Origin of the sequence: Desulfitobacterium dehalogenans ATCC 51507, assembly GCF_000243155.2 — a bacterium.
GTDB classification, from domain to species: domain Bacteria; phylum Bacillota; class Desulfitobacteriia; order Desulfitobacteriales; family Desulfitobacteriaceae; genus Desulfitobacterium; species Desulfitobacterium dehalogenans.
In genome coordinates this window covers 2,206,012-2,232,869 of the sequence record NC_018017.1, presented here as the reverse complement: position 1 = coordinate 2,232,869, position 26,858 = coordinate 2,206,012, and the positions used below count along the sequence as shown (strand labels likewise).

Genomic DNA, 26,858 nt, shown 5'->3' with positions numbered 1-26,858 from the left:
GTGGATGGTACAATAAGTTTAAATGTGCAGTAATGGAGGAGGCATAATGATCGATAACCCTGGCTTTGTTCTGGAACATTGTCGGAAAAATTGCAGTAAATCTGCTCAGGATTGGTCTTTTTTATACCAACAGTTAGAGCAGATTCTAAAGAGTATGGATTTGTTTTCTCATCTGAACCAAAAGTTTCCGGTGATTCATTATCATCATTTGCCGAAGATAAGCATAGCCGGTTGTCCCAACGCCTGTTCTCAGCCCCAAATCAAAGATATAGGGCTAACGGGCTTTCTTATGCCCAAGTTCACAGAGGCAAGGTGTACGGGCTGTCAAGCCTGCTGCCGTTCCTGTCAAGAAGGTGCTCTGTCTTGGCAGGGAAGGCTGGAATTTGATGAAAGTAAGTGCATTGGTTGCGGGGATTGTGTGCGCTCATGTAAAACAGGCAAAATACTTCCCGGGGAATCGGGCTGGACTCTCCATCTTGGCGGGCGTTTGGGAAGGCATCCACAATTGGCACGATTGTCCCGGGAAAAGCTCCAGACGTCTGAACTCCCCGGTATAATCGGCCGCATCCTTGAAGACTATATAGAAAATGGCCTTCCGCTGGAAAGGCTCACTCATTTTCTTGACCGCCGACAGAATCTATAAAGAGTCACAAGGAGTTTTGGCGTTCATGAATCCATCCTCTCAGCTGGTCTAAATTGCTGACAGTTATTTGTTTCTTCTCCATTTTGAGAATTCCTAAATCCTTCAGTTCACTTAATATGCGGCTTACGGATTCCCGTGCTAAACTGCACATTCCTGCCAACTCTGTTGCGGTAAGGGGAATCGTAATGAGAATTCCCTCAGGAGTCTCTTGGCCGTGGACATGAGCTAAAGCGAAGATCTTAGCTCCCAACCGAGAACGAGCATCCCCCAGAGCAATATTCTTGATTTGCCGATAAGCTCTGCGGAGATCCAAAGCCATATTTCGATAAAAAGGCAGAAGTGCGGAAGGATTTTCATTAAAGTACTGAAGTAGCGCCTTTCGATCCAAAACGAAGACATCGGAGGCCTCGGCAGTGAGTGCTGCATAAGGATATACTTTATTATCTAATATAACTTCCGGGAAAAATGCGGGAGGTTGCAGAATCCGAAAAATTTTCTCAGTAAATTCACTCATGAGCAAAATTTGGATACGGCCTTTGAGTAAAAAATAGACTGAATTACCGTCTTCTCCGGAAAAGAAAAGGAATTGCTTTGCAGCATAATGGCGAACCCGTCCATGGTCAGAACAGTACTCCCAAAACGAATCAGGCAGTCCCTGCCAGTTGGGATTGTTTTTAAATATCTCGAACTTAAGAATATTACCAGCCATACTTCCCTTCCTTTCACAAAAGTGTCATCAAAGTATTATGTATGAACAAAATTCTATATTTCCTTGAAGAAACCCTTTAAAATCGAGGAAAAAATGATTTTCTTATGAAAGTGAATCATTCCCTGATTGCCAGTTATGGTTTATAATAATGAGTAGCCGAGCCATATTTCCTACCGAATTGATCTACGGAATTTGGCCGTTTCAGAGATGCCTGAAACCAGGGTGTGTTTAGAAATGAACATGCCTTCCGCAAAGAAAAGGAGGAAACCCCATGGAGAAGATTAGAGTGCAGGATGCGATCGGATCTGTGCTTATGCACGATCTGACACAAATTATCCCCGGAAAAACAAAAGATGCTCGCTTTAGAAAAGGTCATGTTATCAAGGAAGAAGATATACCGATTCTTCTCAGTATGGGAAAAGAGCATATTTTTGTGTGGGATCAGACTCCGGGTCTTATTCACGAAGATGAAGCAGCAGAGCGTCTGGCCAAAGCAGTGGCGGGCCCAGGTCTTTCCTTTAGTGAAACAAAAGAGGGAAAGGTCAATTTAATTGCTGAGGAGGATGGATTAATCTATGCTTCTGAAGAAGGGATCTATGCCCTCAATTCTTTAGAATATATTATCCTCGCTACCCTTCATAATCACCGTCCCGTGAAGAAAGGGCAGAAAATTGCGGGGACCAGGGTCGTTCCTCTGATGATTGATGAGAAAGTTATTGTAGAAGCCGAAGAAATCGCCCGGCAATTTAAGGAACCACTTCTTCAAATCCGCCCCCTTCAACCCAAAAAGGTTGGAGTGGTTACCACGGGAAGTGAAGTATACCATGGCCGTATCCAAGATAAATTTGGACCGGTTCTCCAAGGAAAAGTGGCCGAATGGGGCTCTGTTCTCTTGGGACAAACCTTTGCCGACGATAATGTAGAGATGATCCAAGAACGCATCCGCGAGCATATAGCTCATGGTGCAGAAATGGTCCTGGTAACCGGCGGCATGTCCGTGGATCCCGATGATTTGACCCCTACGGCGATCAAAGGTTTGGGGGGAGAGTTAGTCACTTATGGTACTCCTGTTCTTCCCGGAGCCATGCTGTTATTGGCTTACCTGGATGATATCCCGATTATGGGATTACCCGGCTGTGTCATGTATTCAAGAAAAACGGTCTTTGACCTTGTGGCAACACGCATTCTAGCTGGTGAGCGGCTTACTCGTCTGGAAATTGCCAAATACGGTCATGGAGGATTGTGCCTGGAGTGTCCGGAATGCACTTATCCCCATTGTTCCTTCGGAAAATAAGAGGAAGAACCTTCTCTTAGCCAAATTCCCAAGCGCTTGGGAATTTGGCTAATCGTTCTTTAGGAGAATACTTTTTTAGAGATCTGCCATAAATCACTGAGGTTCCGGCAGGGAAAAACCTGGGTGCAATACCTCCTATACTCCTTCATAAGATTGTCGGGTAAGCTCCAATCCTTTTCCTCCAAAGGGTTCAACCAAAAGATATGCTTAACCTTCTCTTGGATCTCCTGCAAATATTCTGCTTGAGCAGGGCGGAAATTGTTGCGGCCATCTCCCATGATCAACACGGTTCCCTTTGTGGAAAGAGCGGGAAGAACATTCTGGGCAAAGTCTTTGAAAACCTTACCATAATCTGTGAATCCAGAAGAATGCTTGCGGCCCCAGGAACGGATCTCTGCCATAGAATCACCGGTTATTAACCATTCTTCACAGGTGATATCCCAGATTCCATCAATAAAAAGGTAAAGCCGTACTTTGCGAAACCGGGATTTGATGCGTTGGCATAAGTAAAGAAGAAATTGAGAAAAGGGAGCTACGGAATTGGATACATCGCATAGTACAATAAGCTCGGGATGCTTTAAGACATAGGTTTCATATTCAAAGCGAAAGACAGATCCATTGCCCCGAACCATTTCTTTTAGCAAAGAGGAAACCCGCAGGGTTCCACGGGAGGCTTTCTTTTTACTCAATCCTCGATGAACAGCCAATCTGTTTCCCATTTGTCTAAGGGCTTGATGGACCATCCCTTCTTCATCGGCGGTAAATGAATTCAAAGGCTTAAAACGCCAATTCACTTCACGGAGAATATCCCAGCGATTTTGGCTCTGTAAACGTTCCTGCCAAAGAACCTGGCGAATCTGACGATTCCAAAAGTCCTGATAAGCTTCGAATGTTTGCCATTGGTCCTCCGATACTTCACCCCGGTTTTTAGCCAGTTCCAAAGAATTGGACCAAGTCAAAAATCCCGATTGTCCAAGAATGAATTTAACCTGCTTCTCAAAATCAAACTCCTGAGTTTCTTCTTCCTCGATGGTACCAGGGAATCCTTTAAGCCCCATTAAATAGTGGAGATCCGGCATTTGAAAAGAGGTTGCCGAGGATTGAGAAGACTCTCTTGAGGATTTAAGGATCAGGGTGATTCCTCCTTGCCCGGTACCGATACCTTGGTGGGAACCATCCCCAGTGTTTCCTTGGTCCGGGCCTGTACATTGTCCAGGGGCAGTATGCTCTGAATCCGGGGAGGATGACTCTGTGGATGCCAGGAGATCATAGACCATGTCATAAAGCTGATGATCTTCCGGGCGATGGATGAAAAGAGATTTTAGCACGAGTTGTGGTGAAAGATCCGGAAACAGAGTTAAGGCCTTTAAAGCATCCTGAACTTGATCAATTGTAATAGTGATGCCCACCGAACGCAGCACATAGATGAGCTTCAGCAGTTGCCAGCCGTTGATATTGAGTCCATTCATGAATATCCCCCGCTCTGGGTTTGAGTTCTTCTGGCAGCTTCCTGTTGCCAAGCCTTTAAACGCTCTTCAAGCTTTGCCAAATCACTGGGATATTTTAAAAGTATGGATAGGGTACCTTCCAATTGCTTCATATCGAGAGATTCCTGGCGAAGAATATGGAGAGCCCGGGCGAAGTCCATACTTTCAGATACACTGGGTAATTTGCGTAAAGGAATCTTACGGATTTTGGCTACGAACTCACACACATCCTGGATTAAGGCCGTAGTAATCTCCGGACACCTTTGGGCAAGAATCCTCATTTCTTGTTCCACATCCGGATAAGCTAAGAGCAGGTGAACACAGCGTCTTCTTAAAGCTTCGGAAAGATCCCTGGTGTTGTTACTGGTTAAGAGGACCATAGGAGAATTTTTGGCCTTAAAGGTTCCTACCTCCGGGATCGTGACTTGAAACTCGGCAAGAAGTTCCAGTAAGAAGCTTTCAAATTCTTCATCACTTTTGTCCAGTTCATCAATAAGAAGAATAACGGGCTCTTCAGCAAGCACAGTTTGCAGCAATGGTCTGGCTAACAAAAATTCAGGCCCATAAATATTCTCCTTAATTTCTTCCCAGCCGGTAATTCCCACCTGTAAGCGGAGTAATTGTTTGGCATAATCCCATTCATAAAGGGCCTTATTTAAATCAAGCCCTTCATAACATTGAAGGCGGATAAGCCTGCGGCCGGTGCTGCGCGCCAGGGCCAAGGCCAGTTGCGTTTTTCCAACTCCCGCCGGTCCCTCAATAAGACAGGGCTTGCGGAGTGCAAGCGCCAAAAATAAAGTAGTCCCTTTATCCTGATTAAGGATATAGCCTTCCTGTTCTAAGGCATTCATTAATTCTAGTGGAGACCCCCACATTATTACCCCTCCTCCAGACTTTACTGACACTGCCAGAAAGTATAAACTTGCGTTATACACTTTCTAAGCATAAGGGCAACCAGCGTTTTCGCCTTTTGTGAGGAGTGAAAATATAGGATCGGCGAAACCGGGTTTTCTATAAAATTTTACACGTTTTATCAAAGATTGACAATTGAAAATAAGGGAGTTAGGATAAAGGAGACACCCCCTAGGGGTACATAGAAGTTATCTCTCATACAAATCGAAAGGCAGGTAGGATTCCATGAACAGAAAAATCGCCATCCCCACAGAAGGGGAGAATGTTAATGCCCATTTTGGCCGCAGTCAGGCTTTTACTCTCTTTGTCATTCAAGATAGCAAGGTATCCGGTCAAGAGCGGATTGATACGGCTAATTTCCAACATCAACATGAAGGAATTGCGCAGCTTTTGAAATCTAAAGGAGTAGAAACCGTAATCTGTGGAGGGATTGGACCCGGAGCCATCGCCGGATTGGAAAATGCCGGCGTGGAAGTCTTGAGAGGCGCCAATGGGCCGGTTTTGGATGTGGCGCAATCCTATGCAGCAGGGACCTTTGTATCCACCAATGCCGTATGCAGCCATAACCATGACCACGATCATCACCACCATCATGGTCATAGTCATGATCATCATCACCACAAATAATGGGATTAATCTTCAATTTAATAAAACTGCATATTGATAAGTAAATTAACTCAGAATAAGTCATGGGTGCTCAAACTATAGCGTAGAAAGGGCGGATACGGCATGGGAAAACATAAAAAAGTCTCACGTCCCAAATCTCCTGTTACCGTGAGAGACCCCCATTATCAGGAATATGATAAGCAGAAAGAGCGGAACATCTACGACTATCAAGGATACAGCATCCGTAAACCATGAGAGGGACAGTTTAACTGTTCCTCTTTTTGCTTCCACTATCTGAAAATAAATACCCAAAATCTTTGCTCTGATTTGTCTTGGAAAATAATACTGATCCGTTCCACAGGAATTCCTGTCACCCTTGAACCTGCCTATGAATATAATTAGTGGTGCAGGAATATAGCGCGGAAAGGGGAGTCTCTATGACAAGGAATCCGGTAATTAGGAAAATGTTCCCCGGTGGTGTTACTTATCTTGGTTTTTACTCCTATTATAATTACTTGGCTGACGCTGCTGCGCAACATACCTATATCATAAAGGGTGGCCCAGGTGTTGGGAAATCAACCTTCATGAAAAAAATTGGGGAAGAAATGCTCAAAGCAGGTTTTGATCTGGAGTATCATTGTTGTTCCTCCGATAATCATTCCATCGATGGTATTGTCATTCCTGAGCTGAAGATTGCCTTACTCGACGGCACGGCTCCCCATGTGGTGGACCCCAAAACGCCAGGTGCTGTCGATGAAATTATCAATCTGGGAGACTATTGGAATGAATCTTTGCTAGTACCTTACAAAAAAGATATTATGGCCTGCAGTCATGAGATCAGCCGCTGTTTTCAAAGTGCTTATTTTGCTTTAAAAGATGCCAAAAACGCCATGGATGAATGGGAATTCTATATTACGCCTTATCAAGATTGGCAGAGGATCAATCAGATTTACTTAAAGATGAGGAATGAACTTTTTAAAGCATCATCAAGCCGGGGTACCGGAAAAACTCGTCATTTATTTGCATGGGCTCATACTCCCCAAGGCAGAACTCAGCATATAGACACTCTTATTCAAGGGATGCATTTCCTATACTCTTTAGCGGGGCAAGCCGGAACGGGAAAATCTACCCTTTTAGCTCGTCTTGCTGAGGATGCCAGGGTGCTCGATTATGATATGGAAATCTATCATAATGCCCTTGAGCCGGATAAGATCGATCTTCTTCTTATACCTGAACTTCATACCGCCTTGGTTATCTCATCAGAGCATTATCCTTATCGCCCGGAATTTAGCGGGACCATTCATTCTTTTAACTTAGATAATGAGCTGGACTTATCAGGGCTGTCCAACACCCTAGGTTTTATTGATTCTTGCCGAAACAGGATTGAGGAAAGTATACTCCGGGCTCAAACCCACTCCCAAAGAGCAAAAACTCTTCATGATGAACTGGAAAGATATTATATCCCAGCTATGGATTTTGAAGCCATGGATAAGAAACGTAATTCTATCTTAAGGATGATCATGGAAAATTATTCATAAAGTATAGACCATAAACATTTAATCGGGTATCCTAAAAGAAGGGGAGAGACTTACTAATGCAGAGCAACAGGCTGTGCAATTTTTTTGCCTTGATGGGGAACTATAACTTGAGAATGAAGCATAATCATTCCAGTATCCAAAAAACTTAAGCTGATGAGAACAGTATTTAAGGAGGGTTTTCCTGAATGAGTGTGAGAATTGCCATTAACGGTTTTGGCCGAATCGGTCGGCTTTCCATGAGAGCAATCCTGGAGCGAAAAAGCCCCATAGACATTGTTGCCATAAACGATCTGGGAAGTCCGGATCTATTAGGTCATTTATTCAAGTATGACTCGATTCACGATGAATTACCTTATGATGTTAAGGTAAATGAAAACACCCTTGAAGCTTTGGGTCAAAAGGCGGTGTTCTTGGCAGAAAAAAGCCCTGAGAAACTCCCTTGGAAGGATCTGGGGGTCGATCTTGTGATTGAATCCACAGGGCGTTTTACCAAGCGGGATCAAGCGGCTTTGCATATCCAGGCCGGAGCGAAAAAGGTCATCATTTCTGCACCGGGGAAAGATGAAGATATCACTATTGTCATGGGGGTAAACGAGGATCGTTATAACCCGGCTGAGCATCATATCCTCTCCAATGCTTCCTGCACGACGAATGGTCTGGCCCCCCTGGCTAAGGTTTTGCTCGAAGAATTTGGGATCGAGCAAGGTATGATGACTACTACCCACTCGGTCACCAATGACCAGCGGATTTTGGATTTAGAGCATAAGGATTGGCGAAGAGCCCGGGCAGCTTATGAATCGATGATCCCCACCACGACAGGGGCAACAAAGGCTGTGGAACTGGTTCTTCCCGAACTAAAAGGCAAACTCAACGGATTAGCGGTGAGGGTTCCCACTCCTAATGTCTCACTTATCGACTTTGTCGCTAATTTAAGCCGCTCTACCACCAAAGAAGAAGTGAATCAGAAACTTAAGGAAGCCGCCGCCGGAAGCCTCAAAGGCTACTTGGCTTATTCCGATCTGCCTTTGGTTTCTCACGACTTTAATGGCAACCCTCATAGTGTCATTATTGATGGATTGTCTACTATTATGCTGGGAGACCGCATGGTTAAAGTCTTGGCCTGGTATGATAATGAATGGGGATACTCCAATAGAATTGTGGATTTAGTCGAATACATTGCCGGCAAAGGACTATAACCCTCTATCTTTTTGTGGAAAAGAATAGTAAAATTTTATGTATGGTCTTTTTCGTTTTTATTCATAGCACTTTTTCTTAGCACTCTACAAAATCAATGACGGAGGGAAACTATGCGCCGAACAAAAATAGTATGTACCATCGGACCGTCCAGCGAATCCAATGAGAAGGTTCATCAATTACTTAAGGCCGGCATGAATGTCGCTCGTTTAAATTTCTCCCATGGAACCCATGCTGAGCATGGGAAACGAATACGTACGTTAAGAGAAGAGGCACAAAAACTTGGCGTTCATCTGGGAATTCTTCTGGATACAAAAGGCCCCGAAATCAGAACGGGAACGGTTCCGGATGAAGGAGTTCAATTAAATAGCGGAGAAACCTTTATTCTTGATACAGATCTATCCACTCTTGGCTCGGCAGAGCGAGTGGGTATAACCTACCTCCAGCTTTGGCAGGAGGTTCGCCAAGGGACTCATATCCTCCTTGATGATGGTCTCATAGACCTTGAAGTGATATCCAGTGAAGAAGAAAAGATCATCACTAAAATCCAAAATGGGGGAGTTCTTAAATCGAAAAAAGGGGTCAATGTACCCGGTGTTCCGATCCAGCTGCCGGCGATTACGGAAAAAGATCGTGATGATATCATTTTTGGACTAAGGGAAGGAATCGACTTTATTGCCGCTTCTTTTTCCCGGAAGGCTTCCGATATTTTGGCCGTACGACGCCTGGTTGAGGAAGAAGGAGCTAATGTCAAAATTATCGCCAAGATTGAAAGCCGCGAAGGTATTGATAATTTAGATGAGATCTTAGAAGTTGCTGATGGACTGATGGTGGCCCGCGGGGATCTGGGAGTGGAAATACCTGTAGAAGAGGTCCCCATTCACCAAAAGGACATGATTGAAAAATGCCATCGTTTAGGTAAACCCGTCATCGTCGCTACGCAAATGCTGGATTCCATGATCCGTAACCCGCGGCCTACACGGGCAGAAGCCAGCGATGTGGCCAATGCTATCTTAGATGGCACTGATGCCATTATGCTCTCAGGGGAGACCGCAGCCGGACAGTATCCGGTGGAAGCGGTAGAGATGATGAATAAGATCGCTCTGCAGATCGAGAAGCATTATGATTCAAGGCCCATTTATGACCCCCATATCAATATCGCTGAAGCCATCAGTCATGCCAGCTACACCATAGCCAGAGATCTGGAAGCTGCCGCTATCTTAACACCGACTCATTCCGGGTTGACGGCTCGCATGATATCGAAGTACCGTCCCACATCCTTAATTATTGCAGCCACACCCTTTGTTCATGTAGCACGTCAGCTCTCTTTGACCTGGGGAATTTATCCTTTGCTTATTCCAGAGAGTTTAGGTACGGACCAGCTTTTATCTGTTTCTGTCAATGAAGCCATTTCTCATCACCTGATTAAAACCGGTGATGTGGTTGTCATTACTGCGGGAGTTCCCGTTGGTAAAGTAGGGACCACCAATATCATTAAAGTCCAAGTCATAGGGGATGTACTTGCTAAAGGAACGGGGATTGGACGCAAAGCTTATTCCGGAACGGCACGAATCATTACCCCAGCGACTAAAGACTTCTTCCAGAAGGGAGATATTCTGGTAGCACCCTATACCGATAAAGAGCTGATCCCATTAATCTCTAAAGCCGGAGCAATTCTTGTCGAAGAAGGGGGACTCACCTCCCATGGGGCTATAGCCGCCTTAAACTATGGAATTCCGGCCATTGTCGGTGCCGCTGATGTGATTATGAAGATTAAGGATGGGCAGGTCTTGACCGTGGATGCTTTGGCGGGAGTAGTCTACGATGGTACAGTCAGCATTCTCTAGTAAAGTTAAGTGACTCAAAATAAAGAACATATAAATAGCTCCCTCCAGGCAGTTGCTTTGTACAGCCATCTGGAGGGAGCATATTTTGTCTGCAAAGGTTTCTTATTTTATAGATATCGATTGCTTTCATTTACTTCTTCAGTGTTGCCTTCAGCGTTCGGAGTCTGCTCATCCACAGTATCCTGATCGATGGTGCTTTGGGTGCGTTCATTAAGTATTTCAATCATCCCTGCATCGCTTAATTCACCAGCGATTTCAAAGAGTGAGTCCTTTTTATCGGGGGCAAGTTGATTAACGAAGCGGTTGATTTTGACTGGAGGTACAAGATTGCGAAATTTTACTCCCCCATATTTCATGACACGTTCCGGCAAAAAGAATCCCTCCTCAAGAAAGCATAATGATTTGTCTAAGGTTAGTATGCTTTCCTGAGGATTTATCATACGCCGGAAAGAAAAAACAGTCCCGTCTGCTTAGGATTTTTCAATTTTCACATGACTGAGGGTATCGATAACCTGGCCCCGGATAAAGCCCAGATACTCCTGCCGAAGAGCTTCCTGCTCAGCTTTTTCCCATTCTTCCAAGCCAATCGTTCTCTGCTTCCGTGAAAGCTCATTAATTCGCTCAATAAGAGTATTGATTTCCATGCTTGTAACTCCTTTTTCCTTTAAACCCTCACACAAGGGCAATATAATTTTCTTTAATCATGGCGATTCTATGATATAATATTTAGTGGAACTTGTCCAATCGGAAAGGAGGCTCAGGCGGTATTATTCAAAGCATCAAAGAGAACTTGACTAAGCATTTAGAAAGGTTTTCTAAAGCAAAGCTATCTACGGGATTCCCCAAAATCGTCCTTGGGGTTATTGGACTGAGTGTAGTATTAGGCGGCAGCTTTTATTATAGCCATACAACCACGGCAGCCGCACTGATAGTTAACGGTCAGGAAATAGGTTATGTAAAATCCCCGGACGAAGGCAAACAATTCGTCGATCATATCCTTGTTTCCAAAGGGGACTCATCGGAACTTGTTGCAAAGACTCATGACAAACTTGAGTTCCAAAATACACGGATTAGTAAAGGGACTCTTCAGGAGAACTATGTAACAGAGGATAAGCTGAACAATTTAATACGTACATATTTTGAAGGAATAGAATTTTCTATCCAAGACACTCCTATAGCTGTTCTTCCCAGTGAAGAAGATTTTAAGAAGATTCTTACATCTTATCAGGAAATCTATGCTAAACCCAGCGAAAACAATACGATCTCTTCTGTAGAATTCAAAGAAAGAATCTCCTCTCAGCCCGTCGAAGTGCAGTTAGAGGAATTTAGTTCGCCGGAGGTTGTCCTTGACATATTAACGAAAGGGCATGAAAGCAGAACAGAGTATGTCGTACAACCCAATGACTCCTGGTGGCTAATCGCTCGTAAAAACGATATGCTGACAAAGGAAGTACTGGCCGGTAACCCAGGTATGGACGAGGATAAGACGATTCAAGTTGGTGAAAAAATCAACTTGGTTAAAGTCACTCCCTATCTCACCGTGGTAAGTAAAGGGATCTATACGGGTACTGAGACGATTCCTTTTGATGTCGTATCAAAGACAGATTATAGTTTGCCCAGCGGTTCTTCTGTGGTTCGCCAGGAAGGAAGCGATGGCAGCAAAAAGGTCACCTATTCCTATGTTCAGGAAAATGGCAGGAACATAGGAAAAGAAGTGTTGGAAGAAAAAATCACTCAGCAGCCTGTGACTCAGGTTATTGCTAAAGGTCCTGTCTATGCATCATCAGCCAATGTGGCCCTTTCTCGTGGAACGGGAAAAGCAAGCGGCTTGAGTTGGCCCCTAAGGGGAGGGCTTAACTCCTATTACGGCTTCCGCTCAGGAAGTTTTCACACCGGTTTGGATATTGGCGGAGATACAGGGGAACCGTTTATTGCGGCAGCAGGTGGTACAGTATCCTCTGCAGGCTGGAGCGGGGGCTATGGCAATATGGTTATCATCGACCATGGTAATGGAGTAGCCACCCGTTATGCCCATGCATCCAAAATAAGCGTCTCTAATGGACAACAAGTAGGAAAAGGGGAGACCATTGGTCTTGTGGGCTCAACCGGCCGTTCAACCGGTCCTCATTTGCACTTTGAAGTGATTATTAATGGCGATACTGTCAATCCCCTAAATTATTTACCGTAATTTACCGTAAATATAAAAAGCGCCGTAGGGCGCTTTTTATTTCCATAGAATAAGCTGCACGACCCGGACAAAATCTTCACACTATGGAACCAATGGCCAAGATGTTTTATAATCCTAAATAAAGATAAAAAGATAAATAGAGGGTATTAAGGAGGAAGTGTTATGTTCTTAAACTATCAAACTCCAGTACGAGTCCGTTATGCTGAAACAGATCAAATGGGCATCGTCTATCATTCCAATTATTTGATTTGGTTTGAAATAGGCCGGGCTGAACTATTGCGCAATGCAGGATTAGCCTATACCTCATTTGAAGAACAAGGCCTTGCCGTCGCGGTGGTTGATGCTACCTGCCGTTATCGCCGCCCTGCACTTTATGATGATCAGCTGGTTATTGAAACTAGCCTGGAAAGCTTTTCTTCGCGTAAACTCACGTTTACCTATAAAGTCTGGAGAGAGGATACCTTGTTAGCTGAAGGGACAACCATTCATGTATTTGTGGATCGCACAGGGAGAAGCACCGATGCACGGAATTATCCCATCTGGAAAGAATTTGAAGAGATTATCAATGAAAACAGGGAGAGCGAAAAGACAGAGGCAGGAGCGCAGGTTTAATTCCATCTGCCGCTTGGTTGGGGGTGTCACCAACTACTTCATTATAAGTAGTGACGATGCCCCTTTTTAATTGAGCCACCCGGGACGGGCACTTTGTGCAAAGACATGGAAAGATGCAATGATTCGAGAAACGAAAGTTAATGCTAAATTATACAAATAGGTTTAAAAAAGGTTTACATAAATGTAAAATTATAGAGAACAAATAAAAATATAGGAGGGAGTGCGACGTTAATCAGCAATGTAGTGCGGATAAGCAAATAAAAAATACTTTAGGAGGAGAATTCTTATGAAAAAGTTAGGGGCTTTTCTACTGAGTGTTGTATTATGCTTTGGTTTATTAATTATTCCTTCGGCTGCCCTAGGTGTAGAGAACGAACTTATTCAGCCACAAGTTGTCCCACAATGTGGGCATTATGCAACCCATGATATGCTTTCAGCTGGTTGGGGAAACATTTTCAACAAAGGTACAGGTACTTCTCTCTTCTCAGGATGGCGTTCTTGTTTTCAATGTACACGCTGTTATTTGGTTCTTGTCTGTGAAAATGAGCCACTCAATGGTTACCCTTGTGGCTTATGGGCAACTTGGCAACCTAACGAACGCTTGACATCGACATATACAACTATTCTGAAGAATCCTAACGAGATATATTACGAATCTTCCGATAGAATTTACGGTGTAACCTTCCGTTACCATCAATATAATTAATTGTGAACCACATGAAAAAAAAGGTTTCCCGAAGTCTAATCATTACTTTAGCTGCCATTTTTGCTGCATTCATAGTGACGGTTGTTCTAGTATTCAGCTTTAAAAGCGGGATGGATGCGCCTGAAAAGTTAGCAAAAGCAGTGCTTATGAGAACATACGGTGCAACAAAGCAAGATTACGAAGATCTGAATCACGCTCTCTCACAGAGTCAGAGTCGGGACGATAGTCAAATTCTTTTAGATTACATGCACACAGTATACGGAGAACAGTTAACAGATAACGGTTATGAAAAATGTATCGCTAATCGTATAATCTCCAGTGCGTCCCAAATCGCCTATGATGAAAATACTGATCTTAAGGTATCTGCTATTGAACTTCAACCGACAGATGCACTGGAGGGACGCAGAGGCTATTTGTTCACTGTACAGGCCCAAACTGAAAAAGATGTATCCAATACGTTTACCTTTAAAGGTTACATTGAGCTTGTACAAGAAGACGGGAATTGGAAGGTCGATATCATCTCACCCCGCTAAAATGATGAATCAGGTTATACGAAAACGGCTTCCGGCTATACTGCCGGTCGCCGTTTTTGCGTGCGTAGAGTATATCGCTCAAGATGAAAGCATTGAAATGGTTAAAGAATTATGGTATTATGTATACACAATACAATGTGCTAATAAGCAAGGAGGAATTATCATGTTTCTGGTCACATGGATAGAAGCAGAGGAGATTAATTATCGTTTGGTTAAGAAACATGAGCTCTCGCAGTTTATTTCGACACATCTCATTACCCCTTTGGATAATCATCTGATGGTTCAGGAATTATTGGTTTAGTGTATTTTATAGGGAATATTAAGCATAAAATAGGTTAAGCCCACGGAAGTGGGCTTTTTTTGTATAATAAAGTATTAGTAAAGAGCAAGATATAAAGCAGGAAAAAACCTTAATTTTCACGAATACTATTTACTTATTACTAAAGGAGGTAATGATATGGGTTATGTAGTTCTTGTCGATAGTTCATGTGATTTGCCATGTGACTTAAGTCAAAAAGAAGGCATTGTGGTTGTCCCCATGCCTGTTAGCATAGAAGGAAAAACATATAATGAAGGAATCGATATTTTTCCCGATGTTTTTTATCCTCGGTTTGCAGAGTTCAAAGAACTCCCTAAAACGTCACAACCCAATCCTGGGACTCTCAAAGATGCTTATGAGGCAATCTTAGCCCAGGGGAATGAAGTGGTTGCAATTCATCTCTCATCAGGCTTGAGTTCAACCTTCAGCACGGCACAGATGGTTCGTGATATGTGTTCTCAGCCGGATAAGATCCATGTTATTGACAGCTTAGGGGCATCCTTGGGTTACGGTTTATTGGCTCTGGAAGCCAATCGCATCGTTAAAAAAGCTAATTCCTGGGAGGAAGCGGAATCAGAAATTTTTCAGGTTCGTCAAAACATGCGGTATGTGTTTACTCCTGATACTTTGGATTATCTGGTCAAAGGAGGGCGTGTCAGCAAGACTGCCGGTTTTATCGGCGGCTTACTGGATGTTAAGCCTATTCTCCATATTACTCCCGAGGGCCGTATCGAGCCTCTAGCCAAAGTACGTTCCCGGAAAGCCGCTATGCGAAAATTGGTCGAACTCATTCAAGAAGAAATTCGTCATCCTGAAGATCAGGAGATTGGCATTTCCCAAGCGGCTTGCCTTGAGGAAGCCCGGGCATTAGCCGAGGAAATTAAAAAGAATGTACCCGTTAAAGATGTTATCATTAGTGATATAGGGTGTGTTGTAGGAAGCCATACCGGTCCCGGCACTATCGCATTATTCTACCAACGCTAATAGGGGGAACATCATTGAAACGCATAATCGCTCTCATCACCTTATTATTGTATTTCTTTATCTTTGTCCCGACGTTATCGGCGGCTCCTGAAACCAATCAGGAAACAGCACCTCCGGAAATCAGCGGAGAAGCCGCCTACTTAATCGATGTGCAATCAGGACAGACACTGTACAGCAAGAATGGGGACCAGCTTATGGCCCCTGCCAGTACCACTAAAATCATGACAGGACTTTTGGGGATTGAGTTGGGGAATCCGGAGGATATCGTTACTGCCAGCGAAACCATGTTGGATTATAACACGGTTTATGGGACACGGATTTATCTGGAACCTGGAGAACAGCTTTCTTTAGAAGATATGCTTTACGCCCTCCTGCTTAATTCAGCCAACGATGCCGCAGTAGCCATAGCTGAGCATATTAGTGGAAATATGCCTGATTTTGTGAGCTTAATGAATCAGAGGGCCGCAGATTTAGGATTGAAACATACCACATTTAAGAATCCCAGCGGGTTGAATGAAGAGGGGCATTTAACCACAGCCCACGATCTTGCCCGCATCGCCCAGGCTGCTTACGCCAATCCAAAGTTTAGAGAGTATATAAAAACCAAATCCCATGTTATCCCGAGAGAAAAAGAAAATGTACCCATCGAAATGATCAATGAAAATAAGCTCCTTTGGCGTGATGATGGGATTACAGGAATGAAAACGGGATATACCTCTGTTGCCAAAAATTGTTTAGTCGCCTCCGCATCCCGGGATGGCCGTGATGTAATTGGCGTCATCCTAAAATCTCCCGGCCGTGAAATCTATACAGATATGCAGGCATTATTGGATTATGGATTTGAACAGTTTGAGAATACCCTCTATAAGGGGATAGGGGATTCCTTAGGTCAGATCGAAATTCAAGGTCAGCAGATTAATCTCCTGACAGATCAAGCCCTTTGGATTACGCAAAAAAGGGACAAGGCCTTAGCACAGCCGCGAATCAACGTTTTGCCCATACGTGGGGAACTTACAGACGTCGCAGCCGGACAAGTCCTTACTCACCTTGAAGTATGGGAAGAAGAAGAACGCTTAAGAGTCGTTCCTTTAGCTGCGGATCGGAGTATCATAACGGAAACCCCTGTGGAAAAGAAGTCCTATGCTTTATTCACTGGTTTGGGGCTTATGGTGAGCGGGGTTGTACTTTATGGGGCGGTACAGCAAAGAAAACATGCTGAACGGAGAAGAGAGAGAGCTCAACAGCGGAAAGAACGAAATGGGCAGAAGATTCATTATTCTAGATACCAACGCAGATGAGGGTATTTCAAAAAATGAGATACCCTCATTTTTTTCTAATTAAAAACGACATGAACTTTAGAAATGTTCGTGAAAGAACATGCAAATTTTAGTGAATATTTTAACATAGTCTGAAAAATCTAAAAATTATAGGAAATTTTGCAGGATTTTATTTGGGAATACCGAATATAGATTTTTATAGATTAGAAACCTTACAGATTCAAAGGTCTATAAGGTAATGGAGGTATTGTTATGGGAAGATTAGATTTTCTTCAAGCCCGTGGAATCAGTCGTCGTGACTTCATGAAGCTCATGGCTGCTACAACCGCTGCTCTTGGCCTACCCGAGGTCCTGACTCCACAAGCGGCAAAAGCTGTGGAAGCAGCAATGGAAAAACCCCCTGTCATTTGGCTGCATGGTATGGAATGTACTGGCTGCAGTGAATCTTTACTGGCAACTCTTAATCCCAGTATCGAATCATTAGTACTTGATACTCTTTCCATTCGATACCATGAGACCATTATGGCCGCATCCGGCCATGTAGCAGAACAAGCTTATCAAGATACTCTTGATGAGAAGTTTGTGCTTGTCGTGGAAGGGTCCGTTCCGGCATCGGAAGAAACAGACTTTTACTGCATGGTGGGGGGAAGGCCCTTCAGAGAGACCGTTTTAGAAGCTGCTGCAAAAGCCCAGGCAGTTATAGCGATTGGAAGCTGCGCCACCGACGGAGCTGGGATCCCTGGTGCATGTGAGATTAAGCCCATTGGGGTCAGAGAGCTTTTGCAGAAAAACAATATAGCTACTCCTGTGATTAATCTTCCCTGTTGTCCGGTTAAACCTAACACCCTGATCGGAACCATAGTTTATTATCTAACTTTCAACGCCGTTCCTGAACTTGATGAGCAAGCCCGTCCCCTGATTTACTACGGAAAGCTGCTTCATGACAACTGTCCCCGCCGTGGTCAGTTTGAAGCCGGCAATTACCTGTCTGACTGGAATGATCCTGCTCAAAAGGATTATTGCTTGCTGCTGATGGGCTGTAAGGGACCGAAAACCTATACCGACTGTGCTCAAGTCTGGTGGAATGATAATGCGAATTTCTGCATTAACGCCGGTTCTCCTTGTTCCGGATGTTCTGAATTTGGTTTCTATGGACAATTCAGTCCTCTCTACGCCAAACAAGAAAACTTCTCCTTGCCCGGACTCGGTCAGATTCATGCTGATACCGTTGGAAAAGTTGTGGGTGGGGCAACTGTCGTAGGGCTGGGAGCACACCTGATTGCCACGGTTGCCAGCGGCAGACTAAAAAATAACGACTCGGAGCAGAAGAAGGAGGACTAAGAGATGGGTAAAGTAGTTATCGATCCCGTGACTCGAATCGAGGGTCACTTAAAAGTAGAAGTAGAAGTTACCAATGGGGTGGTTACGGATGCCCGATCCATCGGGACCATGTTTCGCGGGTTTGAACCGCTGTTAAAAGGCCGGGATCCCCGGGATGCCACCTATGTTACGGAAAGAACCTGCGGTGTTTGTGCCAGTGCTCATGGTTGGGCATCTTCCCTCTGTCTGGATGATGCCTTTGGCGCGAAGGTACCTGCCGGCGGTCGGATCATCCGGAACCTAATCACCTCCGCCATGTGGCTTCATGATGCGGCACTGCACTTTTATCATCTCAGCGCCTTAGACTTTTTGGATATTACGGCTGTGGCCAAATACCAGGGACAAGATCCTGGCTTGCTGCGGGTTAAGGAGAAAATAGGCAAGTTAATCGCCGCAGGCGATACCGCTCCGTTAACTCCTCGCTACGAGCCCGATGAGTACTGCGTCAACGATCCTGAATTGGTTACCCTTGCGGTTTCCCATTACTTAAAAGCTCTGGATATGCAGGCCAAAGCCAAGAAGATGTCGGCCCTTTTTGCCGGAAAACAGCCCCACCAATCTTCCATCGTTGTGGGTGGCGTAACCATGCTTCCTAATATTGAAGTTGTAGAGCAATACCGCTCTCTTTTATTGGAGCAGATCGATTTTCTTGAGAATGTCTATTTGCAGGATGTTCTGACCTTCGGGACGGGGCCGCTGCTTCCCCTTGCTCAGGCAGGAGTTGGCGGTGGGTATAACAACTTCCTCTCCTTTGGCGGCTTTGGCCTTGATGATGAGAAAAAGAACTTCTTCTTGCCGGCTGGAGTGATTATGGATGGTGACTTAAGCAAGGTAATGGCAGTGGATCAGAGCAAGGTTACGGAAGGAGTGACCTATGCCTGGTACAAAGATAGCCCCAAAGGGGATCATCCCTATGATTCGGATACCGTACCCGATATCAAACGAAAAGATGCCTATTCCTTTGTAAAAGCGCCACGTTATGACGGAAAGCCTGTGGAAGTAGGTAATTTAGCGAGAATGCTGGTCATGCAGCCGAAACCTTTTATGGACATTGTTGCTAAATACAGTATTAAGCCTGGTGTCGTGGCCCGCCATGCCGCCCGCGCCTACGAAGCCGTCATTCTGGCCAAGGAAATGCTTAACTGGTGTAATGCATTGGAAGCGGAAATCGGCAAAGGTCTCCGAATTCACGATACCGAGCATTGGAATCCTCCGGCAACCGGCCAAGGAGTTGGTTTAACAGAAGTTCCCCGGGGTGCTTTAGGCCATTGGATTAAGATTAAGGATCATAAGACAGAGAACTATCAGATGGTTGTTCCCACCACCTGGAACTTTTCTCCGAAAGATGCCCAAGGGAATTACGGTCCCTTGGAAAAAGCCCTCATCGGTGTTCCTGTTCCTGATGAAAACAACCCCATCAACATCGTTCGCGTGGTTCGTTCCCTTAATCCCTGCTTAGCTTGCGCTATTCATCTTATCGATCCCCAAACCAATGAAATCCACAAGTTTAAAATTAGCTAATAACTTTGGCTGATGGTTCATGAGGATTGATAAGGATCAATAAGAAATGGAAGAGAAAGCGAGGGAAAAGTATGGCGAATCCAGCCGAACATCCGTTATCTCATCGGATTACCCATTGGATTAACCTGATCAATTTTATTGCCTTGATCATTACAGGATTTATGATTCATTCTCCTTATCAGGGAATGCCGATGAATCTTGTCCGCAATATCCACTTTATCTTTATGTTTAGTTTAATCTTCACCGGCATAGTGCGCTTCTATATCTCTTTTTTCACCAAGCACAGGGATTTCAAGAAGTTTCTTCTTGACTCCCATGATGTCAAGACCTTCATACCCCAAATTAAATATTACTTGTTCATTCAAAAGGACCATCCCGCTAACCCCAATCCCTATAATCCGCTGCAGAAGCTTGCTTATATCGGTCTGCCTATCTTGGCCGTACTGCAGATCCTTACAGGGGCAATCCTTTATCTGCCCATGGCGTTTCCCGGCTTAGAAGCCACTTTAGGTGGTTTAGCTGCTATCCGTGGATTCCACTATGTTATCACCTGGCTGTTCATTGCCATTATCGCCGTTCATGTTTACATGGTATTCACGGAAGCAGTGGATCAATTCTGGTATATGTTTTTTGGCAAAACCCGTGCGAAGGATAAGACCACACCTTCTGGAAAGACGACTACGGCTCAACCTTAATCCTTCTGCAGTCCTTGACTGTATAGTTCGGGCCGCGTATCATTAGAGAAAAGACGAAGGTTTTCAGAAAGGGTCAAAACAATGCTGCAACCGAAGATTATGGTCATGGGAGTAGGGAATGTTCTACTTTCCGATGAAGGGCTCGGGGTTCAGTTTCTCACGCTATTATCCCAGGAAACTCTGCCGGATAATGTAGAACTTCTGGAAGGTGGAACTGCAGGACTTGAATTGGTTCATCTCATTAAAGAAGTAGACTACCTCATCATCGTCGATGCCGTCAATGCCAAGGATGAGCCTGGGGCGATTTTCCGATTTGAACCGGAGGATATTCGGGTCATGCCCTCTCAATTTGAGGTATCCTTTCATCAAGTGGGAATCTTGGAAGTATTAGCTATGGCTAATATATTAGGGACTGCACCTAAAACTCTTATCTTTGGTATTCAGCCCAAAAGCCTGGACATGGGATTGGAATTGACTCCTGAGATTCGAGGGGTATTACCCAGAGTCAAGGATCTTGTTCTGGAAGAAATTCAGCACATTATTCAGCATGGAGAATTCCGCCAGGGGAACCCTTAATCCCATCCCGGAAGCAACTTAATAAAATGACTAAAGGGAACCGGTCTTTCCGGTTCCCTTATCACATGCTTAATCCACTACTTTTTCTCTTCCGTCACCTAATTCGAAGGTGCCGCAGTCGGTAGCTTCAGAAGTACGAACCTCAGCATGATGCTTCGTGACTTGAATTTCCCCGGCATGACATAGTCTTGCTGCTTCATTATATTTGCACTCTGCCACATTGCATAAAACTTTTGGATTAGCCATTCGTATCACCTCCATCATTAAGGATACCCAAATAAATCACCTTCTACACCGAAAAAGAACCAGAAAAAATTCGTAAAATCCTTCACGGCCTATCTTGACTGGCGGCCTGTATTGAATTATGTTATCCTTTATGAAGAATACTACTTTTCAGGAGTGAAACTATAAGTATGTCAAGCACCAAAGCCCAAAAGAAGGTCGTCACTCTAGCCTATGGGTGTCAAATGTCGGAGCGTGATGCCGATACCTTGACCGAGATATCCAGCCAAAAAGGGTATATCCGGTCTCAGGAGTTGGAAAAGGCCGACCTCATTATTATTAATACCTGTTGTGTTCGCGAAAGTGCAGAAAATAAAATTCTGGGTAAAATCGGCGAACTCAAGCACTTGAAAGAAGCAAATCCTCAATTGAAAATCGCCATTTCCGGATGTATGGTTCAGCAGCCGGGTGCCTTAGAACGGCTTAGAAAAAGAGCTCCCCATGTGGATATCTGGGCGGGAACCCATAATATTCATGAATTTCAGCGTCTCTTAGAGGAATCCGAGGAGAAGGGGAAAGTGGCCGAGGTCTGGGAAAAGCCGAAAGAAACTCAGGAATCGGTTCCTCTCGCAGAAAAAGGAAAACTTAAGGCTTTCGTCAATATCAGTTATGGCTGCGACAATTTTTGCACTTATTGTATTGTTCCTCATGTCCGCGGCCGTGAGCGCAGCCGTAAACCTGAAGATATCGTGGAAGAGATCAGTGCCTTAGTCAAGACAGGCTGTCGGGAAGTGACCTTACTCGGTCAAAATGTTAACTCATATGGTCAGGACTTAGACAGAGCTTATGATTTTGCTGATTTGCTCAAGGCCGTGGATGCCATTGATGGGCTATGGAGAGTGCGTTTTATGACCTCCCATCCTAAAGATCTATCGGATAAATTGATCGAAACCATCGCCCAGGGCACCCATCTTTGCGAGCATATCCATCTTCCTTTTCAGGCCGGCAGCAATGAGATTCTCAAAAGTATGAATCGTAAATACACCCGGGAATACTATTTAAGCCGGATTGCCAAAATTAAGGCCATCATTCCCCAGGCCAGTTTAACTACGGATATCATCGTCGGTTTTCCTGGGGAGACGGAAGAGGATTTTGAGCAAACCTTGGATTTAGTTCGGGAAGTGAGATACAGTCAAGCCTTTACCTTTATGTATTCAAAACGTTCCGGTACACCCGCAGCCCAAATGGCAGAGCAAATTCCTCTGGACATTAAGAAACGCCGCCTACAGCACTTAATCAATGTCCAGAATGCCCAAAGTCTGACTTGGCGGCAGGAAATGATCGGCAAGACCTACGAAGTTCTGGTGGAAGGGCCAAGTAAATCCAATCCCGATCGTCTTACCGGACGTACCAGAGGCAATGAGCTGGTAGTATTTCCTGGAGAAGCTAAATTAATGGGCACTTTGGTTCAAGTGCTGATTCAGGACGCCAATTCCTGGACATTGTTTGGAGAATGCGTCGAAGGCATATAATAAATAATAATTGAAGGTTAAAAGCAGGAATCAAGAAAAAAGTGTAGAATCAATCGAAGATGGAGGTGTTGTAATGACGGCGGAAATTATGGAAAAAGCCGAAGTTCTAGCTGCAGCTATAGCAAAAAGTGTTGAATTACAAAATTTACGCAGCACAGAAGAAGCCATGATGGCTGACGAGCAAGCTCAGCAAATCATTGCTGATTTTCAAAATGAGCAACAGCGAGTGTATGAGCTCCAAGCCCAAGGTCAAGAGTTAACAGATGAGGTACAACAGGCCATTGATGCTATGGAAGCGAAAGTGGAAGGGTATCCTCCAATTGCTGCCTATCTGCAAGCTCAAGAGCAATTCACGAAAATGCTGGATACCATTAATGGTGTATTAGCTCAAGCCATTGCCAATGATCCCAATGGGGGAAGCTGCTCCTGTGACACAGGATGTTCAGGTTGCGGGGGAAGCTGTTCATAAGCTCGCGATATTATAGAAATGAGTGGAGATAGTTACCTTATTTTGAGGGAGCGAAGGAAAGGGAAGAGTGTACACTCTTCCCTTTAGAATATACAGGATAGGTGGCCATGCCACTTAGGCGGTATCGGTAGGGGATGAAAAGCGTTGTCCGAGTTGTGTAGCTTTACGCACAATGCTCTCTCTATAGCTTCAGGGCTGGTCAACTCGCTTTCTTAACAGCTCCGCCAAACCCCGCTGCTTTCTGCATGTAAACCGGTGGCTCGCTACGTTAAGAAAGCCTCGTTAACCCGACCGCCCCTCCACTAAATCCGTTCGCTTTTGTGCGTAAAGCTACACTTCTGGGTCTTTTTCAGTTTCTTCTTGAGGTCCTGGAGCCTTTTGTAAGGACTTTCTGGGGTCGTTCCCAGAGTAGCCGACCATGCCGCTCAAGCGGCGTCGGTAAAGACGGAAAAAGTTGCTCGGGTCGCGTAACTTATCCTGCAAAGCCCTGCATAAACAGATCCGAAAAGCATCCCAAGGATTTTGCATTACAAAAGTGAGCGAATTTAAGCGAGTGGAAACAAAACTTCGCGAAAAGTACGCAGCGGAGTCGGGTTGGAAACAGGACGTTTCCAACCGGCCATTGAGAACAAGTGCGAAAGCAGTGCTTTCGAGGAGCCGATTTAGCCACGAAACCCGGGTGAGGGTTTCGCCCAAGCCGCCACGCCACAGAGATTACTTAGCGGCGCAGGTGCACCCGACGCAGCGGAGGGCTTGAGCGTTAGTTTTGTCCGCGCAGCTTATGGAGCGACCGGTGTAAAGCAAAATCCTGGAGAATCTGCTTCGGAGCTTTCAATGTAGCGTTTTTCTGCACATCACCTACTAACAAAGTTTCTCTCTAAGGAGTCTATAACAATGACCACACCGATGATGCAACAATATAAATCCATAAAATCTCAAGCTCCTGATGCGATCCTTTTCTTCCGTTTAGGAGATTTTTATGAAATGTTTGGTGAGGATGCCCGGACCGCTGCTCCTATTCTGGAAATTGCCTTAACCGGCCGTGATTCCGGAGGAGGGGAAAGGATTCCCATGTGCGGTGTTCCCCATCATGCCGTAGAGGGCTATCTTGTGAAGCTGGTTTCCGCCGGTTATAAAGTAGCTTTATGTGAGCAAGTGGAGGACCCCCAAACCGCCAAAGGGATCGTGAAAAGAGAGATTATCCGGATCATTTCTCCAGGTACTTTAACGGATTCCTTAGTAGAGCAAGCCAATAACTTTTTAGCCGCGGTCTACCATGATCAGGAATGGGGATTGGCTTTTGTGGATGTCTCCACAGGGGAATTCACGGTTTTTCAGACTCAATCCTTAGATATATTAACCACTGAGCTTTCCCGGATTCGTCCTTCCGAATTGCTGCTCCCAGCGGAGCTCCTCAAATCAAAGCACTGGCGCCCTTATTATCTTACCCAGCGCGAAAAGAAAACCTATCAACACACCTTACTCGAAGAACGATTTACTGAACAAAGGGAGTTGTTTCAGGAATTTCCCACAGCGATGAAAGCCGCTAACGGCCTTTGGCAATATATCCTGGAAACCTCTCCCGGTATTGAACCTTCCCATATTCTGAAGGTCAATGCCTATCGACCTGAGCACTGGATGCTTCTTGATCCCTGGACCCGAAGAAATCTGGAGCTTACGGAATCCATTCGCGGACAGGGGAAAAAGGGAACCTTATTATCCGTTCTGGATTTTACGAAGACCGCCTTTGGGGGTCGCCTGCTCAGGCGTTGGATCGAGCAGCCCCTGCTTCTTAAAGAGGACATTGACAAGCGTTTGGATTATGTGGAAGCCTTGGTTGAGGATAGCTTTTTGCGGGGGGACCTTATTCAACTTTTCAGCAAAGTCTTTGATCTGGAGCGTCTGATGGGAAAAGTCTCCTATGGCACCGCCAATGCCCGGGACTTATTGTCCTTATCCCAGACCTTAGGGGTTCTGCCCCAACTCCGGGCTTTACTTGCCGAGGGAAAATCAGAGCCCCTTCAAGCCTTTATCCCCACCCTGGAAGGTCTGGACTCCTTAGCTTTGACTTTGGAACAGGCGATCAACCCGGAAGCACCGATCTCCTTGAGGGATGGAAACTTGCTGAAAGCCGGCTACTCAGAGGAAATCGATGAGCTGCGCAGCATATCCTCCGGAGGAAAAGCCTGGGTGGCAAAATTAGAAAGTATGGAAAAGGATCGGACCGGAATTCGCTCCCTTAAAGTGGGATATAATAAAGTATTTGGGTATTATATCGAAGTGACTCATGCTAATTCCCATCTCATCCCTCCTGAATACATTCGCAAACAAACCTTAGCCAATGCCGAGCGTTTTATCACTCCGGAGTTGAAGGAATATGAACAGAAAATCCTGGGTGCCGAGGAGAAAGTTACCCAGTTGGAATATCAGCTCTTTCTGGAACTCCGGGAAAAAGTCCGTCAGCATGCTGCCAGGATTTTAGAGGCTGCTCATTCTCTGGCCGAAATCGATGTCTATACCAGTCTGGCGGAAGCGGCAGTGCGCCATCATTATTCCCGTCCTGTGATGATGATGGAGGGGAGCCTCACCATCATCGAGGGGCGGCATCCTGTGGTGGAATCCATGCTTCAGGATACTTCCTTTGTCCCCAACGATACCCTCTTGACTCCGGACAAACATCTGGCCTTAATCACCGGTCCCAATATGGCCGGTAAATCCACCTATATGCGGCAGGTAGCCCTGATCGTCCTCATGGCCCAGATCGGCTGCTTCGTCCCTGCACAGCAGGCCACCATTCCCATCGCCGATCATATCTTCACCCGGGTGGGGGCATCCGATGATTTGGCCTCAGGACAAAGCACCTTTATGGTGGAGATGTATGAGGTAGCCCATATTCTGCGCCATGTTACACCCCATAGCCTCATCATCCTCGATGAAGTGGGACGGGGGACAGCCACCTATGATGGTCTCAGCATTGCCTGGGCTGTAGCAGAGTACTTAGCCGGTCAAGAGAACAAACCGAAAACTCTCTTTGCTACTCATTATCATGAACTTACTGATTTAGAAGAAACTCATGCCGGTATCTTTAATCTTCATGTCGGGGTTCGGGAACATGGGGAAGAGATTGTTTTTCTGCATAAGATTATTCCAGGCCGCGCCGACCGCAGTTATGGGATTCAAGTGGCAAAATTGGCCGGTCTGCCCGCGAATCTCTTGCAAAGGGCAAAAATCATCCTGCATGAATTGGAATCCTCCTCCAAGGAAAGCCGCCAAGCTCATTTGTTGAATAGGGAGAAGATGACCCAACTGTCCTTGTTCGAGGTTCAGCCCCTGGATCCGCTGTTACAGGAAGTTGGCGAGCTTTCATTGGAGGATTTGACCCCAAGGCAGGCCTTAGACTACTTGTTTGATTTAAAAGAACGCATTAAAGCATCTGAATCTATTTAGATTAGTAGGTTCATAAAAGACCCGCAAGCGTAGCTTTACGCACAGGAGAGAACCCATGGCAACGAAGGGGCGTGGAAGCGAAATGATGCCAGCCCCGGAGTGCTTGGGTGAACGGATGTGTGTAAAGCTACACGACCCGGACAATAATGTAAATTATACGAGGAGGG

27 protein-coding genes and 1 riboswitch are annotated in these 26,858 nt (G+C 45.1%); of the genes, 21 read left to right on the top strand and 6 right to left on the bottom strand.

Annotated features, from left to right (window positions below):
• Positions 1-46 precede the first annotated feature (46 nt).
• Positions 47-643 (top strand): 4Fe-4S dicluster domain-containing protein, encoded by a 597-nt coding sequence (locus DESDE_RS10815; RefSeq protein ID WP_014794054.1) that lies wholly within the window; start codon positions 47-49, stop codon positions 641-643.
• A gap of 4 nt (positions 644-647) precedes the next feature.
• On the opposite strand, the gene DESDE_RS10810 is transcribed toward DESDE_RS10815, so the two are convergent.
• Positions 648-1,352: a Crp/Fnr family transcriptional regulator gene (locus tag DESDE_RS10810; protein ID WP_014794053.1), complete on the bottom strand. Its 705-nt coding sequence runs from the start codon at positions 1,350-1,352 to the stop codon at positions 648-650.
• A 142-nt stretch (positions 1,353-1,494) separates the two neighbouring features.
• Positions 1,495-1,631, top strand: a riboswitch (molybdenum cofactor riboswitch).
• On the opposite strand from DESDE_RS10810, the gene DESDE_RS10805 reads away from it, so the two are divergent.
• Complete coding sequence (locus DESDE_RS10805) at positions 1,624-2,646, top strand: molybdopterin-binding protein (protein ID WP_014794052.1); 1,023 nt, start codon at positions 1,624-1,626, stop codon at positions 2,644-2,646. It overlaps the preceding riboswitch by 8 nt.
• A gap of 59 nt (positions 2,647-2,705) precedes the next feature.
• Here DESDE_RS10805 and DESDE_RS10800 read toward each other — a convergent pair whose 3' ends face one another.
• Both DESDE_RS10800 and DESDE_RS10795 read right to left on the bottom strand, forming a co-directional pair.
• A complete protein-coding gene (locus tag DESDE_RS10800; RefSeq protein ID WP_014794051.1) occupies positions 2,706-4,115 on the bottom strand; it encodes a VWA domain-containing protein in 1,410 nt (469 codons plus the stop codon).
• Positions 4,112-5,008 carry an AAA family ATPase gene (locus DESDE_RS10795; RefSeq protein ID WP_014794050.1) on the bottom strand — a complete coding sequence of 299 codons (897 nt, stop codon included), beginning with the start codon at positions 5,006-5,008 and terminating at the stop codon, positions 4,112-4,114. Before DESDE_RS10795 ends, DESDE_RS10800 begins: the two co-directional genes overlap by 4 nt.
• 262 nt (positions 5,009-5,270) lie before the next feature.
• Between DESDE_RS10795 and DESDE_RS10790 the strand changes: the two genes are divergently transcribed.
• From DESDE_RS10790 to pyk, 5 genes are all read left to right on the top strand, one after another.
• The gene (locus tag DESDE_RS10790) at positions 5,271-5,672 is read left to right on the top strand and encodes a NifB/NifX family molybdenum-iron cluster-binding protein (RefSeq protein WP_014794049.1); all 402 of its coding nucleotides are present in this window, start codon (positions 5,271-5,273) and stop codon (positions 5,670-5,672) included.
• A 102-nt stretch (positions 5,673-5,774) separates the two neighbouring features.
• The gene (locus DESDE_RS22765; RefSeq protein ID WP_014794048.1) at positions 5,775-5,906 is read left to right on the top strand and encodes a hypothetical protein; all 132 of its coding nucleotides are present in this window, start codon (positions 5,775-5,777) and stop codon (positions 5,904-5,906) included.
• Positions 5,907-6,088: 182 nt separating this feature from the next.
• Entirely contained in the window at positions 6,089-7,189 is a 1,101-nt protein-coding gene (locus DESDE_RS10785; protein ID WP_014794047.1) for a PRK06851 family protein, read from the top strand.
• A 185-nt stretch (positions 7,190-7,374) separates the two neighbouring features.
• Positions 7,375-8,385 carry a type I glyceraldehyde-3-phosphate dehydrogenase gene (gene gap, locus DESDE_RS10780; RefSeq protein ID WP_014794046.1) on the top strand — a complete coding sequence of 337 codons (1,011 nt, stop codon included), beginning with the start codon at positions 7,375-7,377 and terminating at the stop codon, positions 8,383-8,385.
• 111 nt (positions 8,386-8,496) lie between these two features.
• Positions 8,497-10,230, top strand: coding sequence for a pyruvate kinase (pyk, locus tag DESDE_RS10775; protein ID WP_014794045.1), 1,734 nt, complete (start codon positions 8,497-8,499; stop codon positions 10,228-10,230).
• A gap of 107 nt (positions 10,231-10,337) precedes the next feature.
• Here pyk and DESDE_RS10770 read toward each other — a convergent pair whose 3' ends face one another.
• On the bottom strand, positions 10,338-10,601 hold the full coding sequence (locus DESDE_RS10770; RefSeq protein ID WP_014794044.1) for a hypothetical protein: 264 nt from the start codon (positions 10,599-10,601) through the stop codon (positions 10,338-10,340).
• A 99-nt stretch (positions 10,602-10,700) separates the two neighbouring features.
• Positions 10,701-10,874 (bottom strand): DUF896 domain-containing protein, encoded by a 174-nt coding sequence (locus DESDE_RS21180; RefSeq protein ID WP_014794043.1) that lies wholly within the window; start codon positions 10,872-10,874, stop codon positions 10,701-10,703.
• A 92-nt stretch (positions 10,875-10,966) separates the two neighbouring features.
• On the opposite strand from DESDE_RS21180, the gene DESDE_RS10765 reads away from it, so the two are divergent.
• The 11 genes from DESDE_RS10765 to DESDE_RS10715 all read left to right on the top strand — a co-directional run bounded on the left by DESDE_RS10765 (position 10,967) and on the right by DESDE_RS10715 (position 21,021).
• Complete coding sequence (locus DESDE_RS10765) at positions 10,967-12,418, top strand: M23 family metallopeptidase (RefSeq protein ID WP_014794042.1); 1,452 nt, start codon at positions 10,967-10,969, stop codon at positions 12,416-12,418.
• Positions 12,419-12,580: 162 nt separating this feature from the next.
• Positions 12,581-13,030 (top strand): acyl-CoA thioesterase, encoded by a 450-nt coding sequence (locus DESDE_RS10760; RefSeq protein WP_014794041.1) that lies wholly within the window; start codon positions 12,581-12,583, stop codon positions 13,028-13,030.
• A 286-nt stretch (positions 13,031-13,316) separates the two neighbouring features.
• Positions 13,317-13,736 carry a hypothetical protein gene (locus DESDE_RS10755; RefSeq protein ID WP_014794040.1) on the top strand — a complete coding sequence of 140 codons (420 nt, stop codon included), beginning with the start codon at positions 13,317-13,319 and terminating at the stop codon, positions 13,734-13,736.
• Positions 13,737-13,882: 146 nt separating this feature from the next.
• Positions 13,883-14,269, top strand: a complete 387-nt coding sequence (locus DESDE_RS10750; RefSeq protein ID WP_242831227.1) for a hypothetical protein — start codon at positions 13,883-13,885, stop codon at positions 14,267-14,269.
• Between the two features lies 1 nt (position 14,270).
• Entirely contained in the window at positions 14,271-14,570 is a 300-nt protein-coding gene (locus DESDE_RS10745) for a hypothetical protein (protein WP_014794038.1), read from the top strand.
• A gap of 156 nt (positions 14,571-14,726) precedes the next feature.
• Complete coding sequence (locus DESDE_RS10740) at positions 14,727-15,572, top strand: DegV family protein (protein WP_014794037.1); 846 nt, start codon at positions 14,727-14,729, stop codon at positions 15,570-15,572.
• A gap of 14 nt (positions 15,573-15,586) precedes the next feature.
• Positions 15,587-16,870 (top strand): D-alanyl-D-alanine carboxypeptidase family protein, encoded by a 1,284-nt coding sequence (locus tag DESDE_RS10735; RefSeq protein ID WP_014794036.1) that lies wholly within the window; start codon positions 15,587-15,589, stop codon positions 16,868-16,870.
• Between the two features lie 231 nt (positions 16,871-17,101).
• On the top strand, positions 17,102-18,190 hold the full coding sequence (locus DESDE_RS10730; RefSeq protein WP_014794035.1) for a hydrogenase small subunit: 1,089 nt from the start codon (positions 17,102-17,104) through the stop codon (positions 18,188-18,190).
• A gap of 3 nt (positions 18,191-18,193) precedes the next feature.
• Positions 18,194-19,750, top strand: coding sequence for a nickel-dependent hydrogenase large subunit (locus DESDE_RS10725; RefSeq protein WP_014794034.1), 1,557 nt, complete (start codon positions 18,194-18,196; stop codon positions 19,748-19,750).
• 71 nt (positions 19,751-19,821) lie between these two features.
• Positions 19,822-20,445: a Ni/Fe-hydrogenase, b-type cytochrome subunit gene (gene cybH, locus DESDE_RS10720; RefSeq protein WP_014794033.1), complete on the top strand. Its 624-nt coding sequence runs from the start codon at positions 19,822-19,824 to the stop codon at positions 20,443-20,445.
• 81 nt (positions 20,446-20,526) lie between these two features.
• Positions 20,527-21,021: a HyaD/HybD family hydrogenase maturation endopeptidase gene (locus DESDE_RS10715; protein ID WP_014794032.1), complete on the top strand. Its 495-nt coding sequence runs from the start codon at positions 20,527-20,529 to the stop codon at positions 21,019-21,021.
• A gap of 69 nt (positions 21,022-21,090) precedes the next feature.
• Here DESDE_RS10715 and DESDE_RS21175 read toward each other — a convergent pair whose 3' ends face one another.
• Positions 21,091-21,267, bottom strand: a complete 177-nt coding sequence (locus DESDE_RS21175) for a DUF1540 domain-containing protein (RefSeq protein ID WP_014794031.1) — start codon at positions 21,265-21,267, stop codon at positions 21,091-21,093.
• A gap of 167 nt (positions 21,268-21,434) precedes the next feature.
• Between DESDE_RS21175 and miaB the strand changes: the two genes are divergently transcribed.
• From miaB to mutS, 3 genes are all read left to right on the top strand, one after another.
• The gene (miaB, locus tag DESDE_RS10710) at positions 21,435-22,775 is read left to right on the top strand and encodes a tRNA (N6-isopentenyl adenosine(37)-C2)-methylthiotransferase MiaB (RefSeq protein ID WP_014794030.1); all 1,341 of its coding nucleotides are present in this window, start codon (positions 21,435-21,437) and stop codon (positions 22,773-22,775) included.
• Between the two features lie 73 nt (positions 22,776-22,848).
• On the top strand, positions 22,849-23,244 hold the full coding sequence (locus tag DESDE_RS10705) for a YlbF/YmcA family competence regulator (RefSeq protein WP_014794029.1): 396 nt from the start codon (positions 22,849-22,851) through the stop codon (positions 23,242-23,244).
• 894 nt (positions 23,245-24,138) lie between these two features.
• Complete coding sequence (gene mutS, locus DESDE_RS10700; protein ID WP_014794028.1) at positions 24,139-26,691, top strand: DNA mismatch repair protein MutS; 2,553 nt, start codon at positions 24,139-24,141, stop codon at positions 26,689-26,691.
• Positions 26,692-26,858: the final 167 nt, after the last annotated feature.